This is a genomic window from Rhizobium sp. P32RR-XVIII (assembly GCF_012641395.1).
Taxonomy (GTDB): domain Bacteria; phylum Pseudomonadota; class Alphaproteobacteria; order Rhizobiales; family Rhizobiaceae; genus Rhizobium.
In genome coordinates this window covers 137,391-149,881 of record NZ_JABAIH010000009.1, presented here as the reverse complement: position 1 = coordinate 149,881, position 12,491 = coordinate 137,391, and the positions used below count along the sequence as shown (strand labels likewise).

General features: G+C 58.1%; 11 protein-coding genes and 4 pseudogenes. 11 read left to right on the top strand and 4 right to left on the bottom strand.

Annotation, left to right across the window (positions count from 1 at the left end; all coding sequences use genetic code 11):
- Positions 1-4: 4 nt before the first annotated feature.
- Positions 5-255, top strand: a pseudogene (locus tag HGP14_RS35690) (hypothetical protein).
- 20 nt (positions 256-275) lie between these two features.
- Positions 276-1,365, top strand: a pseudogene (gene dinB / locus HGP14_RS23715) (DNA polymerase IV).
- On the opposite strand, the pseudogene HGP14_RS23710 reads toward dinB, so the two are convergent.
- Positions 1,362-1,869, bottom strand: a pseudogene (locus tag HGP14_RS23710) (SOS response-associated peptidase family protein). The pseudogenes dinB and HGP14_RS23710 overlap by 4 nt on opposite strands.
- Before the next feature lie 303 nt (positions 1,870-2,172).
- Here HGP14_RS23710 and HGP14_RS23705 point away from each other — a divergent pair.
- Entirely contained in the window at positions 2,173-2,760 is a 588-nt protein-coding gene (locus HGP14_RS23705; protein WP_168832318.1) for an SOS response-associated peptidase, read from the top strand.
- Between the two features lie 382 nt (positions 2,761-3,142).
- On the opposite strand, the gene HGP14_RS35685 is transcribed toward HGP14_RS23705, so the two are convergent.
- A complete protein-coding gene (locus HGP14_RS35685; protein ID WP_168832386.1) occupies positions 3,143-3,457 on the bottom strand; it encodes a hypothetical protein in 315 nt (104 codons plus the stop codon).
- 1,117 nt (positions 3,458-4,574) lie between these two features.
- Between HGP14_RS35685 and HGP14_RS23695 the strand changes: the two genes are divergently transcribed.
- From HGP14_RS23695 to HGP14_RS23685, 3 genes are all read left to right on the top strand, one after another.
- Positions 4,575-4,793 (top strand): hypothetical protein, encoded by a 219-nt coding sequence (locus HGP14_RS23695; protein ID WP_205927305.1) that lies wholly within the window; start codon positions 4,575-4,577, stop codon positions 4,791-4,793.
- Positions 4,794-5,322: 529 nt separating this feature from the next.
- Entirely contained in the window at positions 5,323-5,565 is a 243-nt protein-coding gene (locus tag HGP14_RS23690; RefSeq protein WP_168832384.1) for a hypothetical protein, read from the top strand.
- A gap of 323 nt (positions 5,566-5,888) precedes the next feature.
- Positions 5,889-6,074 (top strand): hypothetical protein, encoded by a 186-nt coding sequence (locus tag HGP14_RS23685; protein WP_168832317.1) that lies wholly within the window; start codon positions 5,889-5,891, stop codon positions 6,072-6,074.
- 314 nt (positions 6,075-6,388) lie between these two features.
- Here HGP14_RS23685 and HGP14_RS36720 read toward each other — a convergent pair.
- Positions 6,389-6,624: pseudogene (locus tag HGP14_RS36720) on the bottom strand (hypothetical protein); the annotation flags it as partial.
- A 140-nt stretch (positions 6,625-6,764) separates the two neighbouring features.
- Between HGP14_RS36720 and HGP14_RS23680 the strand changes: the two are divergent.
- The 5 genes from HGP14_RS23680 to HGP14_RS23660 all read left to right on the top strand — a co-directional run bounded on the left by HGP14_RS23680 (position 6,765) and on the right by HGP14_RS23660 (position 11,122).
- Positions 6,765-7,205, top strand: a complete 441-nt coding sequence (locus tag HGP14_RS23680) for a helix-turn-helix domain-containing protein (RefSeq protein WP_168832316.1) — start codon at positions 6,765-6,767, stop codon at positions 7,203-7,205.
- 204 nt (positions 7,206-7,409) lie between these two features.
- Complete coding sequence (locus HGP14_RS23675) at positions 7,410-9,032, top strand: tetratricopeptide repeat protein (protein WP_168832315.1); 1,623 nt, start codon at positions 7,410-7,412, stop codon at positions 9,030-9,032.
- A gap of 25 nt (positions 9,033-9,057) precedes the next feature.
- The gene (locus tag HGP14_RS35680; RefSeq protein ID WP_168832383.1) at positions 9,058-9,258 is read left to right on the top strand and encodes a hypothetical protein; all 201 of its coding nucleotides are present in this window, start codon (positions 9,058-9,060) and stop codon (positions 9,256-9,258) included.
- 20 nt (positions 9,259-9,278) lie between these two features.
- Complete coding sequence (locus tag HGP14_RS23665; protein WP_168832314.1) at positions 9,279-10,430, top strand: YcaO-like family protein; 1,152 nt, start codon at positions 9,279-9,281, stop codon at positions 10,428-10,430.
- An 89-nt stretch (positions 10,431-10,519) separates the two neighbouring features.
- A complete protein-coding gene (locus HGP14_RS23660; RefSeq protein WP_312862174.1) occupies positions 10,520-11,122 on the top strand; it encodes a TfuA-like protein in 603 nt (200 codons plus the stop codon).
- 653 nt (positions 11,123-11,775) lie between these two features.
- Here HGP14_RS23660 and HGP14_RS23655 read toward each other — a convergent pair.
- The gene (locus tag HGP14_RS23655; RefSeq protein ID WP_168832312.1) at positions 11,776-11,976 is read right to left on the bottom strand and encodes a hypothetical protein; all 201 of its coding nucleotides are present in this window, start codon (positions 11,974-11,976) and stop codon (positions 11,776-11,778) included.
- Positions 11,977-12,491 lie beyond the last annotated feature (515 nt).

The window sequence follows — 12,491 nt, the reverse complement described above, 5'->3', positions numbered from 1 at the left end:
TCGCATGCGCCGAACGCGGCTTGTGGAGAAGGCAGCTCCGAGACTAAAAAATCACAAGGTCTCGATAATCGAGCTGACATGCCGTGTGTGCGCCCCGGCACGGCGCGTACCAACGCAAATTGCTGGTCAAGGCGTTCGGTGCTGGTGTGAGCTTGAGCGAAATTCGCCGCCGCATGGCCCGTGGGCTGCGAAAGGATGCAAGCGCCGGAGGGCGACAGGTGCGGCGCGAACTTCCCCTGCCTGGGCGACGAATAGATTCGCCTGGGGGCCGACTGATGACAAATGACGAGAACCAGGAACGGACGCGCAAAATCGTCCATGTCGACATGGATGCCTTCTTCGCGTCGGTCGAACAGCGCGACAACCCCGAACTGCGCGGTCTACCGGTTGCCGTCGGCAGCCCGGCTGCGCGCGGCGTGGTGGCGGCCGCCAGCTACGAGGCCCGCGAATTCGGCGTCCATTCTGCGATGCCGTCGATCACCGCTCAGCGGAAGTGTCCGGACCTGATCTTCGTCAGGCCGCGCTTCGACGTCTATAAGGCCGTCTCGCTGCAGATCCGCGCGATCTTCGCCGAGTACACGCCGATGATCGAGCCGCTATCGCTCGACGAAGCCTACCTCGACGTCACTGAAAATCTGAAAGCCATGGAGATCGCAACGGAAATCGCCGAAAATCCGGTCAAGGATCAAGGCGGCCACAGGCCTGACCGCATCCGCCGGCATTTCCTACAACAAGTTTCTGGCCAAGATGGCGTCGGGGCAGAACAAGCCGGACGGGCAGTTCGTCATCACGCCGAAGAACGGCCCGGCTTTCGTCGAGCGCTTGCCCGTGAAGAAGTTCCATGGCGTCGGGCCGGCAACGGCAGACAAGATGCATCGGCTCGGGATTGAGACCGGCGCCGACCTCAAGATAAAAACCTTGGATTTCCTTGTCGCGCATTTCGGGAAGTCCGGGCCGTATTTCTACGGGATCGTCCGTGGAATCGACAACCGCGAAGTCAAGCCGAACCGTGTGCGCAAATCCGTTGGCGCCGAAGACACGTTCTTGCAGGATATCCATTCCTACGGACCGGCCCGAGAACGTCTCCAGCCGCTGATCGAGAAAGTCTGGGGCTACTGCGAGGCAAACGACATCGGCGCCAAGACAGTGACACTCAAGGTCAAGTATGCCGACTTCACTCAGATCACCCGCAGCAAGACCGTCTCATCACCCCTGCCGGCGATTGGCGACCTCGAGGACGTGGTCGGGCTGCTTCTCGCGCCGCTCTTTCCGGCGCGCAAGGGCATACGCCTGCTCGGCGTCTCCCTCTCCTCCCTGGAAGCTCGAAGGCCCGAAGCGACCCCGCAATTGCAACTGGCGCTCTAGACGGCCAGCCTTGGCTGGAAGGAGGCGCTCGACAGGCGTTTGACCCGGAAAGTCCCTGGCGGGAGCGGCCGCAGGTTTTCGTCTTCAGGCACGAGCCCGTCAAGCCAATCCATCCGCTGATTGCGGGTCAGCACGGCCATCTGCCGATCGTGAAATGGCGCGATGTCTGTATTGGAATCGATCGTCAGGATAGCATAGGCCTCCGGCCAGTCGGCGGTCGCGTGCCGCCAGATCCCCGCGAAATAGAACCAGTCACCACTGGCGAGGGAGAAGCTGAAATTCTTTCCGCCACTGCGATGGCGGAACTCGGATGCCGGCACCAGACATCGGTGGGTTACAAACGTCCTTCCTTCAGAGCGAACGACGTTCACAGGGCGGGGGACCGCCATCCAGAGGACGCAAACCCCACGGTAGTTCCACCATCTCCACATCGCCACCAAGTCGCCTTATGATGATGCGGCGCGCGTTGAGCAGGGTGTTGAAATCAAAAAGTTCCGCGATCATGAAAAGAACATATCCGGAACATACTCAAGGAGCAAGCGTCCCGCCTTCACCTATAATGAAAGCCCATAACCTGCTAGCCTCGGCCAAGACGCTCCGGCGAGACCTTCCGGTGCTCTGCGGCACGCTCGGGTTGGGGGCCGCATCTCGGACGGCAAGCCGGGCTTATCAGGAGGCCGGCCTCGGACGGCCGACATGTCAGGCCAAAGAGCTGCTTGTTCTCCTGGAGCGGGTGCAGTGCGAGCATCTCTTGCACCTGGACCGGCTGGATACGAGGGAAACAATTTAAAGCGATCTGGAGGACGCATGTGCAATGACTACAGGCTGATGGTGGATGTGGCCTCGATCGTCGAGGATTTTGCCCATCTGAAGATCAGGATCCGTTTCGGCGAAGGCGCGCCCAACCTGGAGCCGCGCGACGACATCAAGATCACCGACACAGCGCCGATCATCAGGACAATCGACGGCCAGCGCGACGAGCCAGAGCTGGTGCAGCGCCGATGGAGCTGGCCGCAGAACAAACGCCCCGTCTACAACTTCCGCTCCGAGGGCCGTGAATTCAATTCCAACCGCTGCCTGATCGTTGCGGACGGCTTCTACGAGTTCACGGACGCTAACGACCCAAAGAAGAAACGGAAGGACAAGTGGCTGTTCACCAAGAAGGACGAGCCAATCTTCTGCATCGCCGGCATCTGGCGGGATACGCCAGATGTGGGTCAGGCCTTCACCATGCTGACCATGGAGCCCGGGCTGGACATCGTACCCTACCACGACCGGCAGATCGTTATCCTCGATCGGAGTGCCTGGGCGGATTGGCTGGATCCCACGATTTCGGCAAAGTCGCTGATCCGCCCCCTCCCCGCGGGCACGCTTGCGGTCGAGCAGGTTGGCTGAGCCTCCTCCCGACGGCGAGGCTACGCATTTCGGCACCAAAGCCAATTCGCCAATCGCGGAACGTCTCGAATAGTGGAGGTGCTCCACCGTCGGGCGGAACGCCCTGTACTGCAGATACCATTTGCCAAGCCGCTGTCGAAAACAATGCAAGTCGCCAATGTAAGTATCAGTTGCGAATAGGCTGACAACGCCGGTCGCTCTGTAGACGCGATCCGGGAAAATCCAGAGGTATTCGATTCAAAGAAAAAGGCCGGAACGATACCTCGTGCCGACCTTCCTCGATCCGTCTCAACAGCTGCTGCCAGTACATCCGGGGTCAGCCGCCGGAGACAAATTCTACGAAAAATAAGTGGGACTTGAATTACAATATTCAAGTCCGGTCTTAATTTTGCTGCTGCGTTCCGCCACCTGCTGGCGGAGTAGCAGGGACCGGTGCTGCATTGTCAGCCGGTGCCATTGGCTTTGCTGGAGCTGGTTCTGAATTGGTCGTTGAGGCCGTCGTCTGAGGATCGGTATCCGGGGTTTCGCTCCACTGAGTATAAGCAATCGCCGCCACCGCGACGACAACGAAGGCAACCACCCAGCCAACCCACGAATTCGAGCGTCGGTGCTTTGGTGGTGTTGTCCGAAGATCAGGGTCGAGGGTCGATCCGACTGGGCGGTTCGGCTCATTGGGGTTGCTGGGGTCGTAAGTCATAGTATTTTCTCCTCTTTCCGAGAGGGGAATGTCGCTGAGCTTCATTGGTTCCGCTCTATGCCGGCCTGGGCGATATCTGCGTGCCGGAGTCAAGAACGATATGGAGCGTGCGAATCATGTCGGCCGCGTTCAGCAGCGCCCGAGAAGCTTCCCATGCGTCGCGCTGCGCGACGGAAGAGGCTATCGCTTGCAAGTCGAACACCGCATCGTGGCTCGTATCGCTACTTGGGATTCCTATATGCTCGCGCATATTGCGGATCGTGATCACAGAACGCTGTAGAAGCCGGCGAGCTTCCGAATAGTCGAGCTTGTTTACTTCATTGGCGGCACGGACAAGTTCGGAGATGAAATCTGTGACGGAAGATTTGCGAATACTTCAAAGCCAAGCGCCGAGTGCTGTCAACGCCTCGCCTTTTCGATCTCCATTTTCCGCATCCACTTGTCCTATGGATTTTCCTGATCGCCCGTGGCCAAGCCCGAGCTGATTTCGTCGAGCTTCGCGTCAATTGCGCATCTGTCCGATTTTCGCGCACCAGGGATCGGAGGCGGAATTGCGCCGCCACCCACATGCTGAGCGGGTTGTGCCGGCAGCGCTTGGTCGCATGAAATAGATGCAAAGCAGTGATCATGAAGATATTGGCGATAAGGTATGCCGCGTTCGACATTAGCGAGCTGTTACTGTCATCGGGTATTATCGCGGTCGCTCGCCACGATTCCGCTATATCGCAGTTCCAGTGTTCCTTCGCGTGAGCTTCGGCATACCTCAATTTACGTGCGCAAGGATCGGGGCGCTTCGCAACCGGCCGCCGAAATCGCCTGCCCGCGGCGGCCACCCTGCGCAGCCCGCTCGCGAGCGCGTGGCGGCTATCGCCATCGCTGCCGCCCGGTCGGTAACCACGACGGTCCTTTCCACAAAAAGGCCGTGGCCGATCGCAGCAAATCCATAACATGAAGGGTACGCCGTCGCCGCAGCGGCTGGATAGGCAAAGGCGACCGTCAGCGACGGATGTCTCCGTCATTTACCGGACCATCTGTGGAAGATGCAAGGTCACAGACCGAGCTACTATATGCGGTTGGTATGCTCATCCTTATCCATAAGATCGAAACGGGGTGAGTCGTGATCGATCGGTCGGAGCTCGAAGCGAACAAATTCTATTGGGCGAAATCCCTTGCGAGGGACGAGCTGGAAATCGTTTACGTATCTACGATCTTCGGCACCGACAAGGAATTCTGGACAGTGGCGACGATCGGGTCGGAAGAACATGCCATGCCCGAGGAGTTTGTCTTCCTATGCGAGGTTTTCTCGCCGGAAGTCGAGGCACGGGCAACGCGCTGAGTACCTGACCGGAGGAAGACGCATCCCCGGTCGGCAAGCCGGCGCAGCCTCAAAGCTGTGTGGCGATTTTTCCATCGATTTCCGCTTGGCGGCTACTTGCCATCCAGCCGTCAAGCACGGACCTCATGCGGCATGACCTCAATCTGCGCCTCGTCGATTTTCCTTGCTTCGGAAAGTGGCACGTTTGGCGATGGCCGATATGTCACGTCGGGCGATAGAGGGTCCGAGAAGGCTAAGCACTCAACAGCGCGCCGCCCGCGATCGAAATCGCACCGAATGCTCCGAATTTCTGCAGCCTTGCATGTCCCTCTCCTCCTGTTTGCGCGGCAGCGCCCAACCTTCAGCCCCGGTCAATGTTCCAGAAGAAAGCGATTGGCAGGATTCGTGGCGCACTATTGCAGGGAGACTGCAGCTTTCATCGGACGCCTGAGACACTTTCGCATTCAGTGTGTTTTTCCAGCGCACTGAGGAACCATCCAGTCTCAGCGGTCGTTTGGCCGAGATTGGCTGCGAACGCATTAGCGACAAAATGGGGGCAATGATGGAAGACTTGCCAATTCAGGACTTCGCGGTCTCTCTAGAAGCGATGAGCGACGACGATTTGTTCACGAAAATGGCGGAGCTCGAAAGAGCGAGCGAGACGTCCGACGCAGACCTGAGAAAAGAGACCATGGCGCGGATCGCGCTGACGGAAGAGGTCATCGAGAGGAGATTCCCCGGACAGCTTCTCGCGCCTTACCGAGAGTGGAAGCGCCGGCAGCCAATCTTGTGACCCGAGGAAGGCCCGGGACTACGGTCGAAGCGCTCCTCAGTCCAGGCTGGATATCCTTTTCACCGTAGACGTTCCCTGTGTTTACTTCACGTCGTCGCCTCCCGATGCATGGCGGCGCCGAGGGCCGTATAGAGCACTAACACTCTCTGATACCGCTGTCGGCTTGTTCTAGGGAGTTCGCTCGTCGGCATCCGGTCGAGGTTCCATCACCGACCGGCAGTCGTAGCCCTTTGCCTGGATTCCGAACCAATCTCATTTCCGAACGTTGCCGATATCGTTGGCTTCGCCTACAGACCCATTGCACCTAAGTCGGGACCTGTTCTTTGACCTACCCGCAACTGCGATCCGAAGACCCCGAACTCGAGCATGAAATTGGTAGCGGTCTTCCTTCGCTCGTGCTTGCGGCGCTTGGTGTGGTCTGCAAGCTCGTCATCGCCATGGCATCGAACGAATCCCTCAAGTATGAGGAAATTTCCAAGCATCGAAACTGTGATCCGCGAGGCATCTAATTCAATGCTGCTTCCAGCGCACATTTAACGGCGGCCTTAGTCGCTGCCGAGCAATGTCCGGCTTCGATGCCGTACCGCGATGACTCTTGACCGTCCAATCGTAGGATCATTTTCACTTCCTCCAAAAACATGGGAGGCTACAGTTCTTTATATTAAGATCATATAAACTAAGACATGTGCTCCGGGGGTTCATCGACGGCACGCTCAGCCACCGTCACATGCAATAGGCGTCTATTTGGGGGATGCGGCTCGTAGCCCTCATTGCGGAGGCGACAGCTTGCCGGCATGCGCGAAAAACCAGCGTCGACTCTTTCGTGAAAATTCGTCGACTTCACCTTGAGCGTGTCGATGTGCAGCTCCGGGGTGTAGATATCCTCGCCTTTACCGTTGCTGTTTGTTCCGGTGAATCTGGGCTTCCCGGCGAGCCGTGGGCGATCTCGTCACCCCGGCCGGTCGTAAGCGGGAATTCCATGATGCGATCAGCAAGGTTCGACAGGTCGTCCCAGGATAGATCGAAGACTTGCTGGGCAACGAGATAAACAACATCTCCCACCAAGCGAAGCGGAGCAACACGAAGCTTGGATGCCACTGGCGAATGTTTGAGCAGTTGCCATTCGACCCATTCTCCAGCGATAGTTGCGTGAAGCCTCGATTTATATCACTGTGTAGTCGTGACGGAGAGCTGAAGTGATGGACCAAAAGAAACCGAATCCGATCGATGTCCATGTTGGCGCAAGGATCAGATTGAGACGCACGATGATGAGGATGTCTCAGGAGAAGCTTGGAGCCGGTTTGGGAATTACCTTTCAACAGGTGCAGAAATACGAGAAAGGCAGCAATCGTGTCGGCGCAAGCCGTCTCCAGCAGATTGCAATTATCTTAAATGTACCTGTCAGCTATTTCTTCGCCGAAGCGCCAGACGGCTCACCACTGAGCGATCGCAGGCCGTTTCTACCGGAGGAAGAAGCAGTTTCCGCCTTCCTGGCAACCCGTGAAGGACTGGAACTCAATCGCGCGTTTCAAAGGGTGGCGGACGCAAAGCTTCGCCAAAATATCCTTCAACTCGTCACATCGCTAGGCCGTACGTCAGAGCCGGAACACGACCAAGCCGACTCGGGCGTGGCGCGTTAGTGGATCGTTTCTGTGCTCCGGCTTTTGACATTTGGAGGGCTCCAGCTTGCCGAGGACGGACGAGGAACAGTGCCACTGCCGCACAAGGCAGTGTTTGCTCTGACTTATATGTTGGCCAGCGCTGAATTCGAACTCCCACGCGACTATCTCGCAAGGCTGCTTTGGACCGCCGATCCAAACGCCGCGAAGACTAACTTCCGCAAGATGATCGAGCGGGTGCGAAAATGCGCCGCCGAGGGCTGGCCCGTCCCATTTGAATTCACCGCCTCGACCGCGCGTCTTTCCGCAGAACCGATCGAAGCAGACTTTTCCGTTTTTTCCGGCGACCTTGAAGCACTGCCGCGCCTAGGTGCGGCGTCGAAATTGCTGACGCGGCAGTTCCTGGACGAAGCCAATTTGCCGGTCGGGCTGAAATCATGGGTCGAAAAACAGAGGTCAGCCCAGTGGAAGAGTTTTCGGGAGATGTTCTTCGAGGTGCGCGAGCTGGCCGCCGATCGGTCCGATTGGGTCGACCTCAAGGATAGCGCAAAACAGCTTCTTGAGCATGATCCGGGCGATGCTGCTGTTCGGGAGGTGCTGCTTGAAGCACATCGCCACTCAAGTCGAATTGGCGCCGTCGCTCGATCCACTGGTGGCGCCGAGCTCTCCCTGGCCCCCGCGACCGCAGCTACGCTCCTGGCGGTGCCGACAGAACTTCCCCGGCTGGTTTTACTTCCGCCACAGGGGGCCGAGGAAAATTCCGCCTGTCCAACCCGCGCCTTGCTGGAAGACATTACGATTAGCCTGTGCTCATTGAGAACGGTGGCGGTTGTGGCCCCTTATACGGCCGTCCGCATTCGCCAAGACGCAAATAAGATCGCCCAGTTGGAGCGACATTCCATCTCCTACGTCATCGATACGAGCATCAGTGGCGAAGGTCTCTTTATCCAGATGATCTTCCTTCCGTCCGACAGTGTCTTGTGGGCGGAGCGCTTTCGCCTGAAGCCGAGCTCGCTGGCGTCACATCGAAAGCAAGTTGCGCAAATGATCGTGGCGGCGATCAGCAATCATCTTCAGCATACTGAGATCATGCTCGCCGATTATCGCGCTTACCCTGATGTCTATCGATCCTATCTTGCAAGCGTACAGCATCTCAACAAGTTCACGCTCCCAGACGTACGTCGGGCACGCAATGCCTTCAGAGAAACGCTGAAGATGCGCAGCGATTTCGCACCGGCCTTGGCCGGCCTGTCCCGTACATATGCTTGGGAATGGGTGTTGACCGCACGAGGTGAGGCTGAATTGCTCGTCCAAGCGGAAGAGACGGCGAAAAGAGCGGTGGCGCTGGAGCCTGAGCTGGCTTCGGCGCATCGGGAGCTTGGGCTGTCGAGACTCTACGTCGGCGATGTCGACGGAAGCCTCGAAGCCTTTGACCGCGCCGAAGGACTGAGCCCGCATCTTGCCGACGCGGTCTGCGGATATGCCGATGCGCTGGTTCACGCTTCGAGGCCCGCCGACGGGCTGACAAAGATCGAGAAGGCGATCCAGTTGAACCCGATCTGCCCTGACGACTACTTCTGGATAGCGGCGGGTGCCAGTTACTTCCTGGGCCAATTTCGACAGGCGATCAGCTATATCGACCAAATGCGCGACTCCTCATCGGCCCAGCGATTGCTTGCGGCAAGTTATGCGATGGCCGGCGATGCTGCGAAGGCGCGCACGCATCGCCGCAAGGCCCACGAGCTCAATCCGCATTTCGACCTGGACAAGTGGCTGTCCGTGCTTCCGGTAAAAGAGCAATGGCAGAAAGACCTCTACCGCGAGGGTCTACTCAAAGCCGGATTTTAGATTTTAAGTACCAGAACCTAAGGAGATTGGGCTGCCCGGAGACAATCAGCTTTATGTGGCGGACCTGGACGCGGGAACCGTACAGCCGATGCAGCCACCCGCTTCCGGGCCGCTCGCGGACGCGAACGATCTCAGAAATGCAGGCGGAACCGTTATCAAGGATGTCAATCTTGCCGTCGCTGTCTCCTCCTCTGGACAGGCTTTCTCGGGCGTCTTTGATGGTTAAGCTAGTGATGGCGTGAAGTCATGGAGCGCATATGCTCCCCAAACCAGACCTATGAGCGGGTGCGTCCCTTACTAAAAACGTTTGGGATCACCCGTATAGGTCGCCAAACCGGACTTGATCAGATCGGCATACCGGTCTGGTGTGCCTACATGCCCGACGCCAGGTCGATCGCCGTTGCTCAAGGCAAAGGGCTGACCGACGCTGATGCGAGAACATCCGCGGTTATGGAGGCTCTCGAGCGAGCCGTCGCGAGCGCCCCGTTCCTGTCTACGAGCAACACGTCTGCGCTAGCTCTTCGTGATGCCGGACAACGTGTCGACCTGCTCGTTCCGCTCCTCGCCCGAAACCAACCCCTTCCGCGTGATACCGAGATCACGGCGTTTGCGGCAGGGGTGGATCTAATGACGGGTGACCGCGTCCACGTTCCCAGTGGGGCCGTGCTGCTTGATCGAACCCTGTCGGACTGCCGGTACTGGCAGTCTTCCGACGGCCTCGCATCGGGCAACACCTATGACGAAGCAGTTTCTCACGCTCTTCTCGAGCGCATCGAACGCGACGCCCACGTCTTGTGGCAGGTAAGTCCGGAATCGAAGCAGCACACCCTGTGTATGGATCCCAGCGCTTTTGACGACGAGAACGTCAAGTCGCTCGTCATGCGGATCGAGAATGCCGGCATCGCGCTGCGGTTGTTCGACATCACAAGCGATATCGGCATCCCATGCATCGCCGCATTTCTTGCGACCAAAACCGCCTTGGCAACCAGCGCTGCCCGTTATGTGGACGTGACATTTGGCTGCGGCGTCCATCCTTCTCCCGAACGCGCTGCAATACGAGCGCTGACGGAGGCGGCTCAGTCTCGCGTCACCTATATCAGCGGCGCGCGGGATGACGTGTTTCATGAGACCTATAGGCGACCGTTGCCCGAGCGGTTGCGACGGCTGTTTTACGCCGAGCCTTCCCGCCATGCGCCCGCACCCGGCCCGCGGGATCTCGAAGGAATTTTGATGAATCTGAAGCGCGCAGGTATCACACAGGCAATCGCCATTCGATTGAGCCAGCCGGAATTGCCCTTCTCGGTCGTCAAGATACTGGTGCCTGAATTGGAAAACCCAGAGGGGGAGCGACGGCAAAGGTTTGGCAACAGGGCGATCGCAGCATCGTTTGCGTCATGAAAGTAGTCTTCGTCGGCCCAAGCCTTCCGGATGCAAGGCGCTTCGTTGCGGAAGGTATCATCATAAAGCCGCCAGCGGTGCAGGGTGACGTGCGTCAGGCGGTCGACGACGGTGCTCGCGCCATAGGATTGATCGATGGCGCCTTCGAAAATGTCGCGCCCGTTTGGCACAAGGAAATTCTCTATGGCCTCACGAAGGGCGTAGCGGTCTTCGGCGCAGCGAGCATGGGCGCGTTGCGGGCCGCGGAGTGCCACGCGTTCGGCATGATCGGTGTCGGGGAAATATTCGAGGCGTATGCGGATGAAAGCCTAGTCGACGATGCGGATGTGGCGCTCCTACATGGGCCGGAAGATCTGGGGTATGTGGCAATCACTATTCCCATGGTCAATGTTTCTGCAACCGTCGGATGGTGTCTCCTCCACGGTCTTGTCTCTAGCCAGGAAGCGCGGCGGCTCGAGGAAAGCGCGCGTTGCTTGTTTTTCAAAGCTCGCACCTGGAAATCGGTCATTGCAAACTACCCGGGGATCAGCGCCGCGCGTGCTGATGAACTGCTCCAAATTCTTCACGACAACTACGTTGATCAGAAGAGAGCGGACGCGATAGCCCTGATCGATGTCCTACATCAGGCTGATGAATGTTCCCCTCCACCGAGCTTCGCATTCAGCCGAACATCTCTCTGGCGTATGGCCTAACGTCGTCAGCCGTGCGTTGTGTCACGCCGATGTCACGCCCGCCGCCCCTAAAACAGTTCTAAGCTATGCGCATCAATTTGGGGGTTTAAGCATGGCATGCTCAGAACTGAAAAATATCGATAGAGAAACAGAACTCGTCGCCTTGGCAAGAATGGTGATTTACGCGCGTGAGACCGCGAGAGATCTCAAATCGAGCGAGGTGGAGGCCGGGCTTTCCGTGACACTCGAAGCGATCACCAAGGAGCTTACCGGCGACATAACGATAGATGTCTCGGGGATCGAACAATCACGAAAAGCACCGGGTCGGAGTTATCAATAAGCGGGAAGCGACTAAAGGGAACCTGGGGCGCTAGAACTGTCATGTAGCCATTGCGCGGTCCAGTGGCGACTGCAGCGGACCGTCGGGAGACGTCCGCAGCGGGCAGGCTTTTAGGGTCAAACCTTCCACGTTTCCTCGTTCTTTTCGCGCGCGGCCCCCGTTCATGTCGGCGGGGTCATTGTTGAGATCCCTTCTTGCCTGGACGTGTCTTGGTTCGGTCGCATCTCCGGAGGCCGTAATTTACCGTCGGCTTGGCGTTGTTGAACGCCCGAGGCCTTCCGGTCAGCTACCGACTTGGCGAACTTACCTTGGCTCTTTTTCTACGTCTGACATCTCATTCGCCCTTCTGCTTGTAGCCGTCCGAAACCTTCTTGACCTCGGGGTCACTGTTGGTTTCACCGTTGGCATCCTTCGCCCGATCGGGGTCGTCCTTTGCAGGAAGGTAGCCGGGCGGAGTGTTTTCCTGCGGGCCTTCCCAGCGCGGCGACTGGTCGGTGGTGCCGGGAGCGCCGTCTTTCGGTTTGTCCATACCCATGAGGAAGTCTCCTTTCATCCGAATCTAACTTACCCGGCCGTTGCAGGTTCCCCTGATGAACGAAAAGGCCACCGGAGACTTGGGAACCATTCCGACCGATCGACATCCATTTTGCCGAGCGAGCCGTGTCAACCGGACACGACAGGGATGGCGAACGCAGCGGTTTTTCCGGTTTCTCGCCATAGTGAACGGAAGGAAGCTCTCGAGTTGGGCGCGACGGAGCAGACAGTGGGCTATGCTTTGGCCTTGGATTATGCGGCAGGTTTACGCTCAATTTTCCTCCTCGGCCAACATTCGCATAGGGTTGGTTGGATCGAACAACCCTACCTCACTCCTCACTTCACCAGTCCGATCTCGCTCAGTCGCCATGACTTGTCGAAGAAAGGCTCGAGCGGGCTGTACAGGCGCAGGATCGTGAACCAGCCCTTCTTCGGGTCAGTCTGAATCCAATTGCCGCGCGGAACGCCGGTGACGAAGTCAGACCGGCTGTCGCTGTCGCCCAGTAACGAAAACCG

Excerpts from the sequence above, each read along its gene's own strand:
- HGP14_RS23665 (WP_168832314.1), top strand. The coding sequence starts at position 9,279 with ATGGAGCGCATATGCTCCCCAAACCAGACCTATGAGCGGGTGCGTCCC.
- HGP14_RS23680 (WP_168832316.1), top strand. The coding sequence starts at position 6,765 with ATGGACCAAAAGAAACCGAATCCGATCGATGTCCATGTTGGCGCAAGG.
- HGP14_RS23655 (WP_168832312.1), bottom strand. The coding sequence starts at position 11,976 with ATGGGTATGGACAAACCGAAAGACGGCGCTCCCGGCACCACCGACCAG.
- HGP14_RS23675 (WP_168832315.1), top strand. The coding sequence starts at position 7,410 with ATGATCGAGCGGGTGCGAAAATGCGCCGCCGAGGGCTGGCCCGTCCCA.
- HGP14_RS23705 (WP_168832318.1), top strand. The coding sequence starts at position 2,173 with ATGTGCAATGACTACAGGCTGATGGTGGATGTGGCCTCGATCGTCGAG.
- HGP14_RS35685 (WP_168832386.1), bottom strand. The coding sequence starts at position 3,457 with ATGACTTACGACCCCAGCAACCCCAATGAGCCGAACCGCCCAGTCGGA.
- HGP14_RS23690 (WP_168832384.1), top strand. The coding sequence starts at position 5,323 with ATGGGGGCAATGATGGAAGACTTGCCAATTCAGGACTTCGCGGTCTCT.